14 protein-coding genes are annotated in these 13,573 nt (G+C 50.5%); 3 read left to right on the forward strand and 11 right to left on the reverse strand.

Annotation, left to right across the window (positions count from 1 at the left end; all coding sequences use genetic code 11):
- Positions 1–28: 28 nt before the first annotated feature.
- The 5 genes from ABJM21_RS00220 to ABJM21_RS00240 all read right to left on the reverse strand — a co-directional run bounded on the left by ABJM21_RS00220 (position 29) and on the right by ABJM21_RS00240 (position 5,944).
- On the reverse strand, positions 29–3,163 hold the full coding sequence (locus tag ABJM21_RS00220; RefSeq protein WP_348301739.1) for a TonB-dependent receptor: 3,135 nt from the start codon (positions 3,161–3,163) through the stop codon (positions 29–31).
- Positions 3,164–3,592: 429 nt separating this feature from the next.
- Entirely contained in the window at positions 3,593–3,997 is a 405-nt protein-coding gene (locus ABJM21_RS00225) for a MucR family transcriptional regulator (RefSeq protein ID WP_348301740.1), read from the reverse strand.
- 220 nt (positions 3,998–4,217) lie between these two features.
- Positions 4,218–4,850, reverse strand: a complete 633-nt coding sequence (locus tag ABJM21_RS00230; RefSeq protein ID WP_348301741.1) for a CoA transferase subunit B — start codon at positions 4,848–4,850, stop codon at positions 4,218–4,220.
- A gap of 54 nt (positions 4,851–4,904) precedes the next feature.
- Complete coding sequence (locus ABJM21_RS00235; RefSeq protein WP_348301742.1) at positions 4,905–5,237, reverse strand: DUF5076 domain-containing protein; 333 nt, start codon at positions 5,235–5,237, stop codon at positions 4,905–4,907.
- Positions 5,237–5,944 (reverse strand): CoA transferase subunit A, encoded by a 708-nt coding sequence (locus tag ABJM21_RS00240; protein ID WP_348301743.1) that lies wholly within the window; start codon positions 5,942–5,944, stop codon positions 5,237–5,239. The genes ABJM21_RS00235 and ABJM21_RS00240 overlap by 1 nt, the downstream gene beginning before the upstream one ends.
- 101 nt (positions 5,945–6,045) lie before the next feature.
- On the opposite strand from ABJM21_RS00240, the gene ABJM21_RS00245 reads away from it, so the two are divergent.
- Positions 6,046–7,146, forward strand: coding sequence for an esterase-like activity of phytase family protein (locus tag ABJM21_RS00245; RefSeq protein WP_348301744.1), 1,101 nt, complete (start codon positions 6,046–6,048; stop codon positions 7,144–7,146).
- Between the two features lie 17 nt (positions 7,147–7,163).
- Here the strand turns inward: ABJM21_RS00245 and rpmB are convergent, their stop codons facing one another.
- Positions 7,164–7,451 carry a 50S ribosomal protein L28 gene (gene rpmB, locus ABJM21_RS00250; RefSeq protein WP_109354941.1) on the reverse strand — a complete coding sequence of 96 codons (288 nt, stop codon included), beginning with the start codon at positions 7,449–7,451 and terminating at the stop codon, positions 7,164–7,166.
- A gap of 191 nt (positions 7,452–7,642) precedes the next feature.
- Between rpmB and ABJM21_RS00255 the strand changes: the two genes are divergently transcribed.
- Complete coding sequence (locus ABJM21_RS00255; RefSeq protein ID WP_348301745.1) at positions 7,643–8,101, forward strand: nucleoside deaminase; 459 nt, start codon at positions 7,643–7,645, stop codon at positions 8,099–8,101.
- Here the strand turns inward: ABJM21_RS00255 and ABJM21_RS00260 are convergent.
- Together ABJM21_RS00260 and ABJM21_RS00265 are read right to left on the reverse strand one after the other, a co-directional pair.
- The gene (locus tag ABJM21_RS00260; RefSeq protein WP_348301746.1) at positions 8,098–8,898 is read right to left on the reverse strand and encodes a LytTR family DNA-binding domain-containing protein; all 801 of its coding nucleotides are present in this window, start codon (positions 8,896–8,898) and stop codon (positions 8,098–8,100) included. The genes ABJM21_RS00255 and ABJM21_RS00260 overlap by 4 nt on opposite strands.
- On the reverse strand, positions 8,895–10,124 hold the full coding sequence (locus ABJM21_RS00265; RefSeq protein WP_348301747.1) for a histidine kinase: 1,230 nt from the start codon (positions 10,122–10,124) through the stop codon (positions 8,895–8,897). Before ABJM21_RS00265 ends, ABJM21_RS00260 begins: the two co-directional genes overlap by 4 nt.
- Before the next feature lie 97 nt (positions 10,125–10,221).
- On the opposite strand from ABJM21_RS00265, the gene ABJM21_RS00270 reads away from it, so the two are divergent.
- On the forward strand, positions 10,222–10,803 hold the full coding sequence (locus tag ABJM21_RS00270; RefSeq protein WP_348301748.1) for a phosphohydrolase: 582 nt from the start codon (positions 10,222–10,224) through the stop codon (positions 10,801–10,803).
- Between the two features lie 82 nt (positions 10,804–10,885).
- Here the strand turns inward: ABJM21_RS00270 and ABJM21_RS00275 are convergent, their stop codons facing one another.
- The 3 genes from ABJM21_RS00275 to ABJM21_RS00285 all read right to left on the reverse strand — a co-directional run bounded on the left by ABJM21_RS00275 (position 10,886) and on the right by ABJM21_RS00285 (position 13,570).
- The gene (locus ABJM21_RS00275) at positions 10,886–11,266 is read right to left on the reverse strand and encodes a hypothetical protein (RefSeq protein WP_348301749.1); all 381 of its coding nucleotides are present in this window, start codon (positions 11,264–11,266) and stop codon (positions 10,886–10,888) included.
- Positions 11,267–11,377: 111 nt separating this feature from the next.
- Positions 11,378–12,313, reverse strand: coding sequence for a DoxX family protein (locus ABJM21_RS00280; RefSeq protein WP_348301750.1), 936 nt, complete (start codon positions 12,311–12,313; stop codon positions 11,378–11,380).
- Positions 12,314–13,120: 807 nt separating this feature from the next.
- The gene (locus ABJM21_RS00285) at positions 13,121–13,570 is read right to left on the reverse strand and encodes a (2Fe-2S)-binding protein (RefSeq protein ID WP_348301752.1); all 450 of its coding nucleotides are present in this window, start codon (positions 13,568–13,570) and stop codon (positions 13,121–13,123) included.
- Positions 13,571–13,573 lie beyond the last annotated feature (3 nt).

The following is a 13,573-nucleotide window of genomic DNA, read 5'->3' on the forward strand; positions in this document are numbered from 1 at the left end:
GCAAGCCAGCCTTCATACCCTTAACTGCCTAGAAGTTTATCTCAACACCGGCATAGAAGAACCGTCCCGTGTTGTTGAAGATGCCGTCACCTTGTCCGGTTCCATCAAGGTCGAAAGGCGGCAGCCGGTCGAACATATTGTCCACGCCGCCATAAAAACGAAAACGATCGTTAACATCCAATCCCATGCGAATATCATGATAGAATACGTCAGGATAGAACACCTGAGGAAAAGCGTCAGGATCTCTAGGTGGTTCACCATTAAACGAGTTTTGATCTTCATATTCGAGAGCGATTGTCTGCTTGCCGATATAGCGCAATTCGTAAGTGAAGTCGAAATCTCCAAAATCCAATCCGGCTCGGAAAGTGGCAGCCCATTCCGGGTCACCCAATTCGCTTTTCAAACGATCGGCAAAGTCAGGTTGCGTTACGTCGGTAAACTGGTTCCGCTTGATGAGATAGCTTAACAAAAGCCGGGTATTGAGCCGAACACCGTCGAAAATTTCACCAGTGTAATTGACATCAAGGTCGATACCGGACGTTTCCAGTCTCGCAAAGTTAAATGGACCAGCGCGGAAAGAATCCCCAATCACTGGCAAGGCAATGGTCTGACCATCTAATATTCGGTCTGATTGACCAGCAAAGGTGCCATCTGCTCTCCGTGAGATTGCCGCACAGAATGGATTGTCTATGCCGCCAGGATTGTCATAGCACTGATTGATAATCGTCTGTCCGGTAAGTGTGAAAATCACGTCTTTCACCGTGATATCATAATAGTCGACAGCGATGGTCAGACCCGGGACGAAGCTGGGTTGATATATCGCACCGATGGTTAGGCTTGTCCCTTTTTCTTCCGTAATATCGGGGTTGCCAGCGTTAAGACCGCGGACCCCTGAACCAGGAAGGTTGGTGAAAGGTGTCACACCATCCGGATTGAAGGCAGGCACATTCGGATCAGCCTGACAATTTGCTGCGCGATTTGGGTTGCTGGCAATATTATCAGCGCCGCAAGGATCAGTCAGTCCATTAATGAAAGTTTGTGAACCAGCGGAAAACTGGTCAGACAATGTGGGTGCACGAACTGATTCAGCATAGCCCACGCGCAGGCGAAGGTCTCTGATAGGCGCATAAGTACCAGATAAATTATAGGCAAAGACAGTTCCAACGGCGCTATTATAATCTGAGACACGGCCCGCTGCTTGAAAAGATAATTCTTCAGCAAATGGCATATCAGCCAACACCGGGAGATTAATCTCTCCATACGCTTCCCAGACTTCAGCCGCTGGCGGATCGAAATCTGCGATTGCATTTAGGAATGTAGCGCCGCTTACAGTAACGTCGTCAAATGCCTCGAAAGCGGTTTCGCGGCGATATTCACCGCCAATTACTATGCCTACCGGACCACCGGGCAATTCAAACAGTTGCGAACTATCAGCGGAGACATATGCGGTGACACTATATTGCTCCGCTTTGGCATCACGAGATGATGTGTGGCCAAAATAGTTCAGCGCCTCCTGTGAGATATTGCCCGAGCCAAATATGTTGGCAGGAGCGCAAGCAGGATCGTCATTCGTAGGGTCTGCATCCGCGTTAATGCCGCAAACAATGTCACCGCTCGCGTTTCGAACGGCGTCGATTGAATTGAAATATTCATCAATCAGGACATTGCCATTGGTTTCATAAAAAGTGTCCAGTCTACCATAGTTGAATGCTAGCTCGTATTTCCAGTCATCGTTAAATGTGCCGTCGATACCAGCAACGATACGATAGGTTTCCCGCTTATGCTCTTCGCCGCGTCCACCAAAATCGGTATTGAACCGGAATGCGCTAAAGCTTGTTGCTCCCTCAGCAAGGCTAGAGACAAGCAGCGCCCTATTCTCGTCAGTCAGAAACGGGTTATCAATGCTGAAAGTGTTGTTGAAGAATGTTGGCTGGCCTTCCTGAAGTGCATCTATGCGAACATATTTTGCTTCGATAAAGGGTCTAAATGCGTCAGATATTTCGTAGCTGGCCAGAAAATTAACTGCGTAACGCTCAAGACCGGCTTGCAACATTCCTGTATTATTCAGTGTGGAGCCAAGGCCGCCAAAAGCGTTGCCTGAACCAAATGGCCTGAAATCGGTAGTGATCGGATTGGTGATCAGGTTACCGCCTTCGTTGAATACGAAAGTTCTCCCTAGCTCCGCTCCGCTGGTACCGAATAGGCCCGTACAGTTAACTGCTCTTCGGGCTTGTATGGCCGCAAAATTTGGGTCTGCTGCATCGACAGCAGTGGGGCAGAAAGAAGTGTACAGGCCGCCATCCGAGATATTATTGTTACGGACGCCGCGGATGAAGTTGCGATCGGGTATACCATTGCCCGTACTAGGTTCGCCGGATCGGTTCTCTACCACCTGAAACTGGTTGCGTCCCGAAGAGGCTCCGGTGATGTTATCGCGTTGAATATTGAACAAAGGATCGGAATCCGCATATTCTAACGCCAGAGCAACGTTTCCGCGGCCGTCAGCAAAATTTTGTCCAAGTGTCAGGCTACCAAAAGAAGCCGCACGATCGCCCTCGTCAGAAATTCCGCTCTGCGCCCGAAATCTTATGCCTTCGAAATCACGCTTGAGGACAAAATTAACGACGCCGGCAACCGCATCAGCACCGTAAATGGCTGAGTTACCGCCCGTAACAATGTCCACACGCTCTACTAGATCGATGGGAATGGTGTTCACATCCACCCTGAAATCACCCGGTGATGCAGTGACATGGCGGCGACCATTTACGAGAACTAATGTCCTCTCTGTGCCTAAACCGCGAAGATCAAGTAGGCTGAGGCCCGCTGTACCGATGAATCGTGTTGAATTGCCTTGGCTAAAGGTAGAGCGTAGGGCGGGAAGTTCATTAATTGCATCACCCAATGATACACTGCCAGTGCCCACTAGGTCTTCCACTTCCACGCTGGTGATCGGCACAGGCGAAGAGACGTTCGGGTTCTGAATACGTGTGCCGGTGACAACAATGGTGGAGGCATCTTCATCAGATTCGCTTTGCTCTGTCGACGCTTGATTGTTGCCGTCATCACTTTGCGCGTTGGCGGCCGTAGTAGATGCTGCCAGCGCCATTATTGCAACGGAAGCGAGGCATTTGCCCATAGTTGGCGTTTTGAAATTGGATCGCATGTCGGATTCCCCTGTTTGGTTACGGGGGCAACCAAATAATATAAGGGGCTGTTCAGCAATAAAATAACGCAGTATTTCCCATATTGTGAACTGTATGAAGTTTCATTGCAACGGTGACTTCACAGATATGTGAATTTATATATCTGATACTGTAAATATTTATATATTATTGATTTGCAAGGCAATATAGTGCGGTCTTGTATGTGGTCAGGTTTCCAACATCGCTAGTTACGCGAGCAATCAGGTGCTCCGACTGAATACCGCCTGAAAGTCGACGCTTTCTTCGCACAAGATGGAAGTGCTGCGCCATGCGGGTGTTGTAAAGCGCCCGTGACTGACGGGTCGCCGCTCTCAGAACATTGTTATGAGACGGAGGGCGGCCCGTCCCAATCAGGCGGAGTACTTGATTTTCAAAACGCTACAGCCAGCCTATTTCCGGCCGAGTCCGATTTTTGTCGCCAGGCCGCTGCGGACCTTTGAATAGTTGGACGATACCATCGGATAATCCGGTGGAAGGCCCCATTTTGCGCGATATTCTTCTGGCGTCATATTATAGCGTGTCATCAAGTGGCGCTTGAGCATCTTGAATTTCTTGCCGTCTTCTAGGCAGACAATATGATCGGGCTTGATTGATTGATCGATCGGCACGGCCGGCTCTTGTTTTGTTTTTGCAGCCCCCGGCTCTCCGTTAAGGTCCGACAATGCGCTGTGCACGCTGTTTATCAATACTGGTAAGTCTGAAACAGCAACATTATTGTTATTAACATGCGCCACAACAATCTGTGATGTCAGTGCGATTAAAGTTTCGTCCATTCGATTATCAACTTCTGCCATTTTGGCCCCCGATCCCGATATTTCCCCAAATATCTAAAATTTTTAATCAATATGTAAATTACATCCATTTTGGATATAAATACCTGATGTGCTGCACAGGGCGATAAATCAAGTGTTCTTTGTCTATTGTTTTCAGCAGCTTGCTGATCGTTTACTATAGTGCGTTCCGCCTGATATAGTTGTCAGGTGGTCTCGCACACCAAAACAGCCGTAACAGTATTTAAATATAGGATGCAGTTGTCTTTTCAGCCACTTCTTCTGCCGTCACGTCTGGGGCCAGTTCGATCAGCTTGAACGGGCCATCATGATCGGCCCGGTGGAACACCGCGAGATCGGTGATGATCATATCAACGACATTAGTGCCAGTAAGCGGCAGGGTGCATTCGGGGATGAATTTGGGACTGCCATCCTTGGCGCAATGATCCATCACGACGATGATCTTCTTCACGCCTGCAACCAGATCCATGGCACCGCCCATGCCCTTGATCATTTTGCCCGGGATCATCCAATTGGCGATATCACCATTTTGTGCGACTTCCATTGCCCCCAAAACGGTTAAGTCAATATGACCACCGCGGATCATTGCAAAGCTGTCGGCGCTGCCAAAGTAACTGGAGGATGGAAGTTCGCTGATGGTTTGCTTGCCTGCGTTGATCAGGTCAGCATCAATCTCATCCTCATAGGGAAAGGGACCAATGCCCAGCATGCCATTTTCCGACTGTAGCGTGACCTCGACGCCCTCGGGAATATGATTGGCGACCAGGGTTGGTATGCCGATGCCAAGATTGACATAATAGCCGTCTTGCAACTCTTGCGCCGCGCGTGCGGCCATTTGATTTCTATCCCACGGCATGAATGTTATCTTTCATCTTGGTTGTCAGACCCTGTATCTTAGTAAGCCGGGGCATCAGTCTGGTTTCTCATAATTCTGTACCGTGTCCAAATCGGTCGTGCTGTGATTGCGTTCGGCATCGAGACCAGCCCAAATCCGCGTCAGAGCCTCGTCCTCTGAGATGCCCTGCGCTTGCGCATAGGCCCGCGCACCATGGCGGATGGAATCAACCATCAGCATGCCGAACATCTCCGGTTTTTCCAAATTTTCCGGCTGAATGATGCAAGTAGCACCCGCGCCATCTTCCACCCACAAACGAGCGACTTCGTGTGATTGGTCGAGAAAATCGAATTGCTCGACCGAAATCGCATTATCGAACCGGTCCCCTTTGTTTTTTTTGCTGAACATCAGACTGTCTCCCGTTCGCGGGTCATGCGGAACTCGATCTTCTCGTCATAGGGTGCGCCGTTGATCAGGCGTTTCACATAGATACTGGGCAAGTGGATTGCATCAGGATTGAGCTCGCCTACTTCGACAATCTCTTCGACCTCTGCAACGCAAATTTTGCCAGCTGTCGCCATCGGCGCATTGAAGTTGCGGGCCGTTTTGCGGAAGATGAGGTTACCGGCCTTATCCGCTTTCCAGCCTTTGATAAGGCACAGATCGGCATAGATTCCATGTTCGAGAATATAATCTTCCCCGTCGAAATTCTTGACTTCCTTACCCTCTGCGACCTGCGTACCGACACCGGCTTTCGTATAGAAGCCCGGTATTCCGGCACCGCCAGCGCGGCAGCGTTCGGCCAGGGTTCCCTGGGGGCAGAATTCCACTTCCAGCTCTCCAGATAGAAATTGCCGTTCAAATTCTTTGTTCTCCCCGACATAAGAGGAGATCATTTTCTTCACCTGTTTTGAGCGCAACAGCTTGCCGAGGCCCTCATTGTCGATTCCGGCATTGTTGGAAGCAATGGTCAGGTCTTTAACGCCATCTGCTTGAAGCGCGTCGATTAATCGCTCGGGAATACCGCACAAACCGAAGCCACCGACACATAGATGCATGCCGTCAAATAGCAGTCCGTCCAAAGCCGATGCCGCATCAGAGTAAATCTTCTTCATATCGAGCCTTTTCGCTAGTCTTGCCGGCTATTAGCCGAAGATTCGGCTGATCGTCCAGATTAGAATATATTTGCATCCACAGATCGGTTATTGGCCGGTTTGTGACCCGAACATTAGCATGTCTTTCCCTGTTTTTCTTTCTTGTGCCAGTGACCTATATTCACGGGGCGCCGCCGAAGAAGAATAAAAGCCAGTATATCCAGTTACAATCGATCAGCTTCAATGCGGAGGAGCCTGAGCGCACTAAAACCGGGCGTCTCGGTTTTCTGGCTGGTTGGAAAATGACCAGTGACAATGATGATTTTGGCGGCATCTCATCGATGCTCGCTTTGCCAGACAATCGCTTTTTCATGTTAAGTGATGCGGGCGTGCTGATCGGTTTCACGTTGGATGAGCAGAAAGGCATCGCGCAGCGGCCATTTGTCGCGCCGTTGCCTGATGGGCCGCCGGTAGAAAATGAATTTGCGAAACAAAATTGGGACGCCGAGTCGCTGGTGCATGATCCAGAGACGGGTCAATATTGGGTAGGATATGAGCGCTATCATAGCATCTGGCGTTACGGACCATCTTTTGCGCGCAAAGAGGCTAAGCATAAGGTCAAAGCGATGCAGCAATGGCCGCTAAATGGAGGCGCAGAAGCGATGCTGCGCTTGCCAGCGGAGGAGGGGGAAGCGGACCGCTTTCTGGTTTTCTCCGAATCTGCGGATTATGCGAAGGGCGGTTATCAGGCTTTGATATTTGATGGCGATCCGGCGGAGCCGGGCAACATACCCAAGCTTTTCGGATATCGGCCGCCACGGGGATATAAAATTACTGATGCGACATTGCTGCCCGATGGGCGAGCACTGTTACTGCATCGCCGTTTCACCCCGCTGGAAGGGGTTTCTGCGATCATATCAATTGGCGATCTGTCCGAGATTACCGCTGGTAAGATTTGGACATCGCAGCGGATCGCGAAGCTGAAACCGCCGATGAAGGTGGATAATATGGAGGCACTGGCGGTCACGGTAGAGGGCAAAGATACGATCATTTGGATCGCATCGGATGATAATTTCCAAGCCATTCAAGAAAGTATATTGATGAAGTTCCGTTTGCTGCCGGGTAAAGAGAAGCGGACCAAGCCCAAGGCTGATAAGCCCGAGTCCAAAGACCAAAACGAAAAAGCCGAGGCGAGCCCCGGCTTTTCGTCAATTTCCAAATAAGTCTGTAAAAGAGTGGCTTAAGCAGCAGCCTGCTTTTTCGCGATCTCTTTTTTGAGGCGGCGTACGCGCAGGCTCAGCTTATCGTCGGATGTTTTCAGCAGCCAGTTATCCAGCCCGCCAACATGCTCAACCGAACGCAGACCATGGGTCGATACGCGCAGCTTAACGCCTTTGCCGAGAGCGTCGGACAACAGGGTCACATTTTGCAGGTTCGGCAAAAAGGTTTTCTTGGTGCGGTTTTTGGCGTGCGATACGTTATTGCCTACCAGCCGAGTCTTACCTGTCAGTTCGCAAATCCGCGACATCTTATCTGTCCAATTTCTTGTTAATGAGTGATTCCCGTAGGAAAGACAGCGCACCTAACCGCAAAAGGTCGGTCCGTCAAGCATCACGCCGATATTTTGCTGCCTCTTTGTAGCAATAAATATATCACCAAATATATCGGGCCAACGGTTGATCTGGTCATCGCGGCTACTTCACGCTAATCGCTGCGGTCATGGCCGCCGATAGCTTTCATTCTCACATGCCGCAAGCACTGGACCTCGCCCGAAAAGCGGCAGAGGCCGGCGAAGTACCGGTGGGCGCAGTGATCGTGCACGGGGGAGAAATTATCGGGCGCGGCTATAATTTGACGCGTACTAACAAGGACCCCAGTGCTCATGCCGAAATCGTCGCGATTCGGCAGGCTTGCGACGCGCTAGGTACCGATAGGCTGGAGGATTGCGACCTTTGGGTGACGTTGGAACCGTGCACGATGTGCGCCGGTGCCATAGCCCATGCGCGAATCAAGCGGCTCTATTATGGTGCGGCCGACCCAAAAGGCGGCGCGGTGGACAGCGGCGTGAATTTTTTCGCCGCTGTCACCTGCCATCATGTACCAGAAGTTTATGCCGGATTCGACGAAGCCGAATCTGCGGCATTACTCCGAGAGTTTTTTGAGGAACGCCGTGATTAATGCACAAAGCGCGCGACGACGTCGCGGTAGCTGCGGCTCACCTTAACCTGCGCGCCTGATCCGAGAATCAGGAAACACTCGCCATTGGTATGCGGTTTGACTTCTCGCACCTGACCCAGATTGACGATAGTTGAGCGGTGGACCCGCTGAAAATTCCTTGGATCGAGGCGCTTTTCGAGATCTTTCATGGTCTCGCGCAGGATCAGCGAGTTATCGGCCGTATAAATGCACATATAATCGCCTGCGGCATCGATTCGCTCAATCGTATCGACATCAACGCGGAAAATCTGACCGCGATCTTTCACGTTTATGAGCTTCTCGTAGCGGCTCGCTGCAGCCGGTTCCTCGGCATTTTCGAGATCAGCCATGGCGTTAGGCGCGACTTCGCTGAGCACGTTTTTAAGTTTTTCAATTTCCTCCGCGCCGCGTTTTTCGGTCAGGCGGTTGCGCACGCGTTCCAGTGCGTCAGCGAGCCGGTCGGGCTCCACCGGTTTTACCAGATAATCGACGGCCTCCGCTTCAAAAGCGCGGACGGCATGATCAGCATAAGCGGTAACGAAAATGAACAAGGGTGGTTCGATTTCCATAATGCCCTGAACGACCGAAAAGCCGTCAAAGCCTGGCATCTGGATGTCGAGAAACACCAAGTCCGGCTTTAATGTCTTGATTTTGCGGATCGCCTCGCGGCCATTGTTGCAAGTGTCGATGATTTCGATATCTTCGAATTTCTCCAGACGGATCTGAAGGCCCTGAATGGCCAGTTTTTCGTCGTCGACTAATATCGTTTTTATCGTCATGGATTCATATCCTTTTGGTGCGATGAAGCCATAGCGGGAGCGGTGACGAGACCCCCATGGCTTTTATCGGATGCATGCTCCCCAAAAATAGCTTCGTTCCTGATCTGGTCTGTTGTTGCGCTGTCCTGCGCGGCTTCCTTTTCAATCTGTGCTCTGGTCTCAAATGGTAATGCAATGATCACAGAAAAACCGCCTCCTGCTGATGATTTGATCTCGAACTTATGCGCTTCTCCATAAGCTTGGTTTAATCGCTCCTGAATATTTCCCAATCCAACGCCAGTGGAATCATTTGTTTTTGTTATCGGGCCGCTTTTTCCTGGGCCAGTGTCCGACACCGTGATTCTAACCATATCCTGATCCAGCCATGCGGATACGGAGATTTCCGCGCCTTCTTCCAAGGGTGTCACGGCATATTTAATCGCATTTTCAACCAGGGGTTGCAACAATAGCGAAGGCAATAGCGCATCACGGACAGCGGGATCGATATCAAAACTTGGCCGCAGCCGCTCCTCAAAGCGCATTTTTTCAATGTCGAGATAGAGGTGCAGCGTCTCTACTTCCTGTGCCAATGTCACCCGGCTATGGACTTCATTGACCAATGTATGGCGCAGGAATGACGACAAACGGGATAGCATCGCATTCGCCGGTTCGGTCTGTTTCAGCAGCACCAATGTTGAAATACTGTTCAGCGTATTGAACAGGAAATGCGGGTTTAACTGATAGCGTAGCATCGCCAGCTGTGCGCGTGTTGCCTGCGTTTCCAGGCGTAAAAGCTGGTCATTTTGTTCTTCGACCCGTAGGAAAAAGTTGATCGCATAATATAAGGCCGACCATGCACCCAGCAACATGATCCCTAGAAAAAGTGCCCCGAGATAAAGTGTTCCGAATGCGGTTTCGGTATTCGGGTTCTGAATCTGGAAAACCCATGCATCGATAAACGCATAGAGAGATGCTGCTACGGCCAGAGAGACGGCGGTGACACCCCAAGTCACTATCGGCTTTTTATTGAGCAGGTTGCGATAGATAACCGACAGCAGCAGCGAGATTGAATAGCCGGTAATCGTCCCGATAATCGCCGGGATCAGAAAGCTTAGCGGCAGGCCGTTGGAAATTCCTGACAATCCGCGCAATGCCAGTACGGCAGCCCAACCTGCGGATTGCAGGTTCCAGAATGCACGGTTTTTATTGCCAAAAAAGGGCTGGGGACGGATTTCGATGACGGCCATATATCCTATCTATAGCGCGGCATTGCCGTTTGGGAAAGAATCGCATAAACTTGTAAGAGAAAAAGCACTTTCATGATGCATGCCAAAGGAGAGAGCCATGGGCGGTCCCAATGAAGTCAGAGCAAAATTCCCTTCGATGGAAGAAGGAACCAAGGAAGACTGGGACATTATTGGCAGCCATTACATGCCTTTTGCCAGCAAAGTCGCTGATCGCGTGCTCGACCATTTGCGCCTGCTGGACGGTGACTATGGCGGATTTCCGGTCGACCGGCTGGAACATAGCCTGCAAACCGCGACCCGCGCGCACCGCGATGGCCGGCCTGATGATTATGTGGTGATGGCATTGCTCCATGATATTGGGGATACATTGGGCACTTTCAATCACCCCGATGTAGCGGCGGCGATCCTGAAACCCTTTGTCAGCGAAAAACTATTCTGGATCACCGAGAAGCACGGGATTTTCCAAGGCTATTATTTTTTCCACCATCTCGGGCAAGACCGCGACATGCGCGAAGGCTTTCGCGGCCATGAGCATTTTGAAGATTGTGCAGAATTTTGTGAAAAATATGACCAGAAGGCGTTTGATGCCAATTATGACAGTGCGCCGCTGGAATTTTTTGAGCCGATTGTCCGCAAGGTGATGGCCCGGCCGATTAACAGCATTTATGTGAACGATTAGGTATTTAGCCGGAAATTCTCTCTGATCTGATCATTTGAGATTTGACCGATTGGCGGCTTTATCCCGAGAGCGGGCATTAGCATTAGTCTTTCAATATCCACGCGAGAGGCACATCGGGAAAATGGCCCCAATGTTGCCAAGGTAAAGTGTCCTGACCAGAACGGCGGGATGCAAGTCCCCATCGAGGTGGGTCAGGAAATCCAAACCACGTGTTGTCGATCAGGATATAATCCTCCTCCTCGAAAGAGGTGAACCAACTAACATCCTTTGATCGAAGCAAATCCGCTGAATGTCCGAAAATCCCGCCTTCAGGCACTCGATTCCATCGTATTTTTTGCCAGACTGTCGGCTTCATCGCCCGTTCGTGAAAACCTTGCTCCTGCTTATCTGCGTCCTTTGAAGCCATCGTCCATGGCATTGGTTCCCAATCTGGTAGAACAGCATCGCGTTTGTAAATAGCCATGACACAAACTTACATTGTTATTCAACGTCCGCAACATCCCGAAAGCGGACACCTAGAGGATGAGGATGGGGAGATGACATAATATGGCATCCCCCCAAAGAACACTGCTAACTATGCGTTCGCCTTCTGGCCGAACAGCACAGCTACTGGCTCGCGAATTGCATTGATCGCTTTAAGGTGAGCACCACCGCCCCAAATTGCAAGAACAGCGCTTGAAGCGATAAAGGCTAACTCCCGTTTTATGGCGTTGAAGTTGTCCCAAGGCGCGTTTCCGAAATCGATCTTACCGAAGCAATAGTAGACAACGATCAGACCGGCGATGATCGCAAAGATGCGAGTGCCATGTCCGGCAACGAGGCCAATGCCAACCACTGCCAGCAAGAACGGCACGTCAAACCAAACCTTGATGTGGTCGTAGCCTGCAAAAAAGCCTGCAACCAAGAAAGTCAGGGCAAGCGAAACTCGCAGTACCAAACCAATATCATCCCATGTGGCTCGTTCAGAATGTGCGCCGCGTCCGAACAACTTCCGATCGAGTGAGTAGGCTCCAGAGCCCAAGGCTATCAGAGTGAGAAACATTCCCGACATTGCAATGTCTCGAATTTGCACAAGGATAGCAGGCGAGAAGTACCCAGCTTCGTCAGGGCCAGCAGAGCCGATCACATCAACTGGGAGAGCGATCACAAAAGTCCACAATAGAAATGCATATAGAATGCTGAGTGGACGAACCAGCAGTCCGGCCAATAGAAGAATGCCACACAGCAGTTCGAAGGCCGAGAGCATCGTCAAAAAACTCAGCGGTGTGAGAACAGCGTCTCTTGACGCAAACAGATAGTCAGCAAAGAAGCCGTTGATGTAACCATTGTCAGCCATGTACCGAGCAACAAAATCACCGGATTGCGTGGAATCAATGGCGCGTGAGAGTTTCCACCATCCCCCGGCAACAAATACGAGACCGAGGCCTACCCGTAGTATTGCGGCAGCCTTGTTGGTGATATCAGGGAGCGACGCAGGATTCTGTGTCTCACTCAAAAGTGATTTAAGCATTTTATTTTCCTATTCTAATTGTTTGAAACAAATTTGGCTTGTCAGCCACTCAGTTCAAACAATCAGACGTGGAGGCGGATAATCAGGTTGTCCGTACTTGTCCAACAGAGCGCTTAAGGGGCGCTGTACTTGAGGCTGGCGTAGAAAAGCGCCCGGATTTGACTGGATACTTGCAATCAACCCTGAGCAGAGGCTTTCATCACAGTCAGCGCCTTCGATCATCGTCGGGCATGGACAGATATCGTGCAATAGACTGGCAGACTTGCCTGACTTAGAAACTTCCATTTGCACCGATAAAGGCGTTGATTGATCGCTGCGGATGTGAGCGAATAGCGGCGCGGCCAGCAGGTTGAAAGCCAAAGCAAAAACCATAACCGAGGTTAACCAGGCTCGCTTGCCTCGACACCCAAACCCAGCCGCTGTGCCTCTCGCTCTATTCATGATTGAGTCCACCCCTCTTCATTTGCGTGTTGACGCCAATGTTATCAATTCGCAGTATTCCTTCAATTGGTTACAAAAAAACTCATTGCCTTGAAGACTGCTAGAACTGAGTAGAGACGGATCGTCAGCGGACTTAGCGTTTCAGTGTTTCTAACGTCCGCTTTTGCGCCCTTGACGGACGTTTAGAGAAGTAAGCCGAAATGTCCGAATTTGGGTCGTGAGCGGAATGGCAGCCTTCTTATCTGTAATGTCCGCTTTTGCGCCCATAGCAGACATTAACGTTATGACTATTCTATCCTAAAAAAGAATATCAAATAGAATTTCTAGACGACGTTGCAAGGCCGTCGCATCAATCCGTGAGCGGTTTTAGCCAGCCGCTTCTTTGATCGCCCGGCGGATGCTCATATAGGTAGCGCAGCGGCAGATATTACCGCTCATCGCAGCGTCGATATCTTCATCACTCGGACTGGAATTTTCCGCCAATAGCGCCGTTGCCGCCATGATCTGACCCGATTGGCAATAGCCACATTGCGGAACATCATTTTTTACCCAAATCTCCCGAATGGCATCAGCCGCACTTCCTGTCACACCTTCAATAGTTGTTACCTTAGCGCCTTCAAGTGAGTCATGCACTGTAATGCAGGACCGAGTTGGGGCCCCGTCAACATGCACGGTACAGGCACCACATTGCGCAACGCCGCACCCAAATTTTGTACCTGTCATTTTCAGATGATCGCGCAAGATCCAGAGCAATGGTGTACCAGGCGCTGCATCCACCGTTTCGTCTTTTCCATTGATGTTCAGTGTTGTGGTCATGAC

Source organism: Parasphingorhabdus sp., from assembly GCF_039977335.1.
Classification (GTDB): Bacteria; Pseudomonadota; Alphaproteobacteria; order Sphingomonadales; family Sphingomonadaceae; genus Parasphingorhabdus.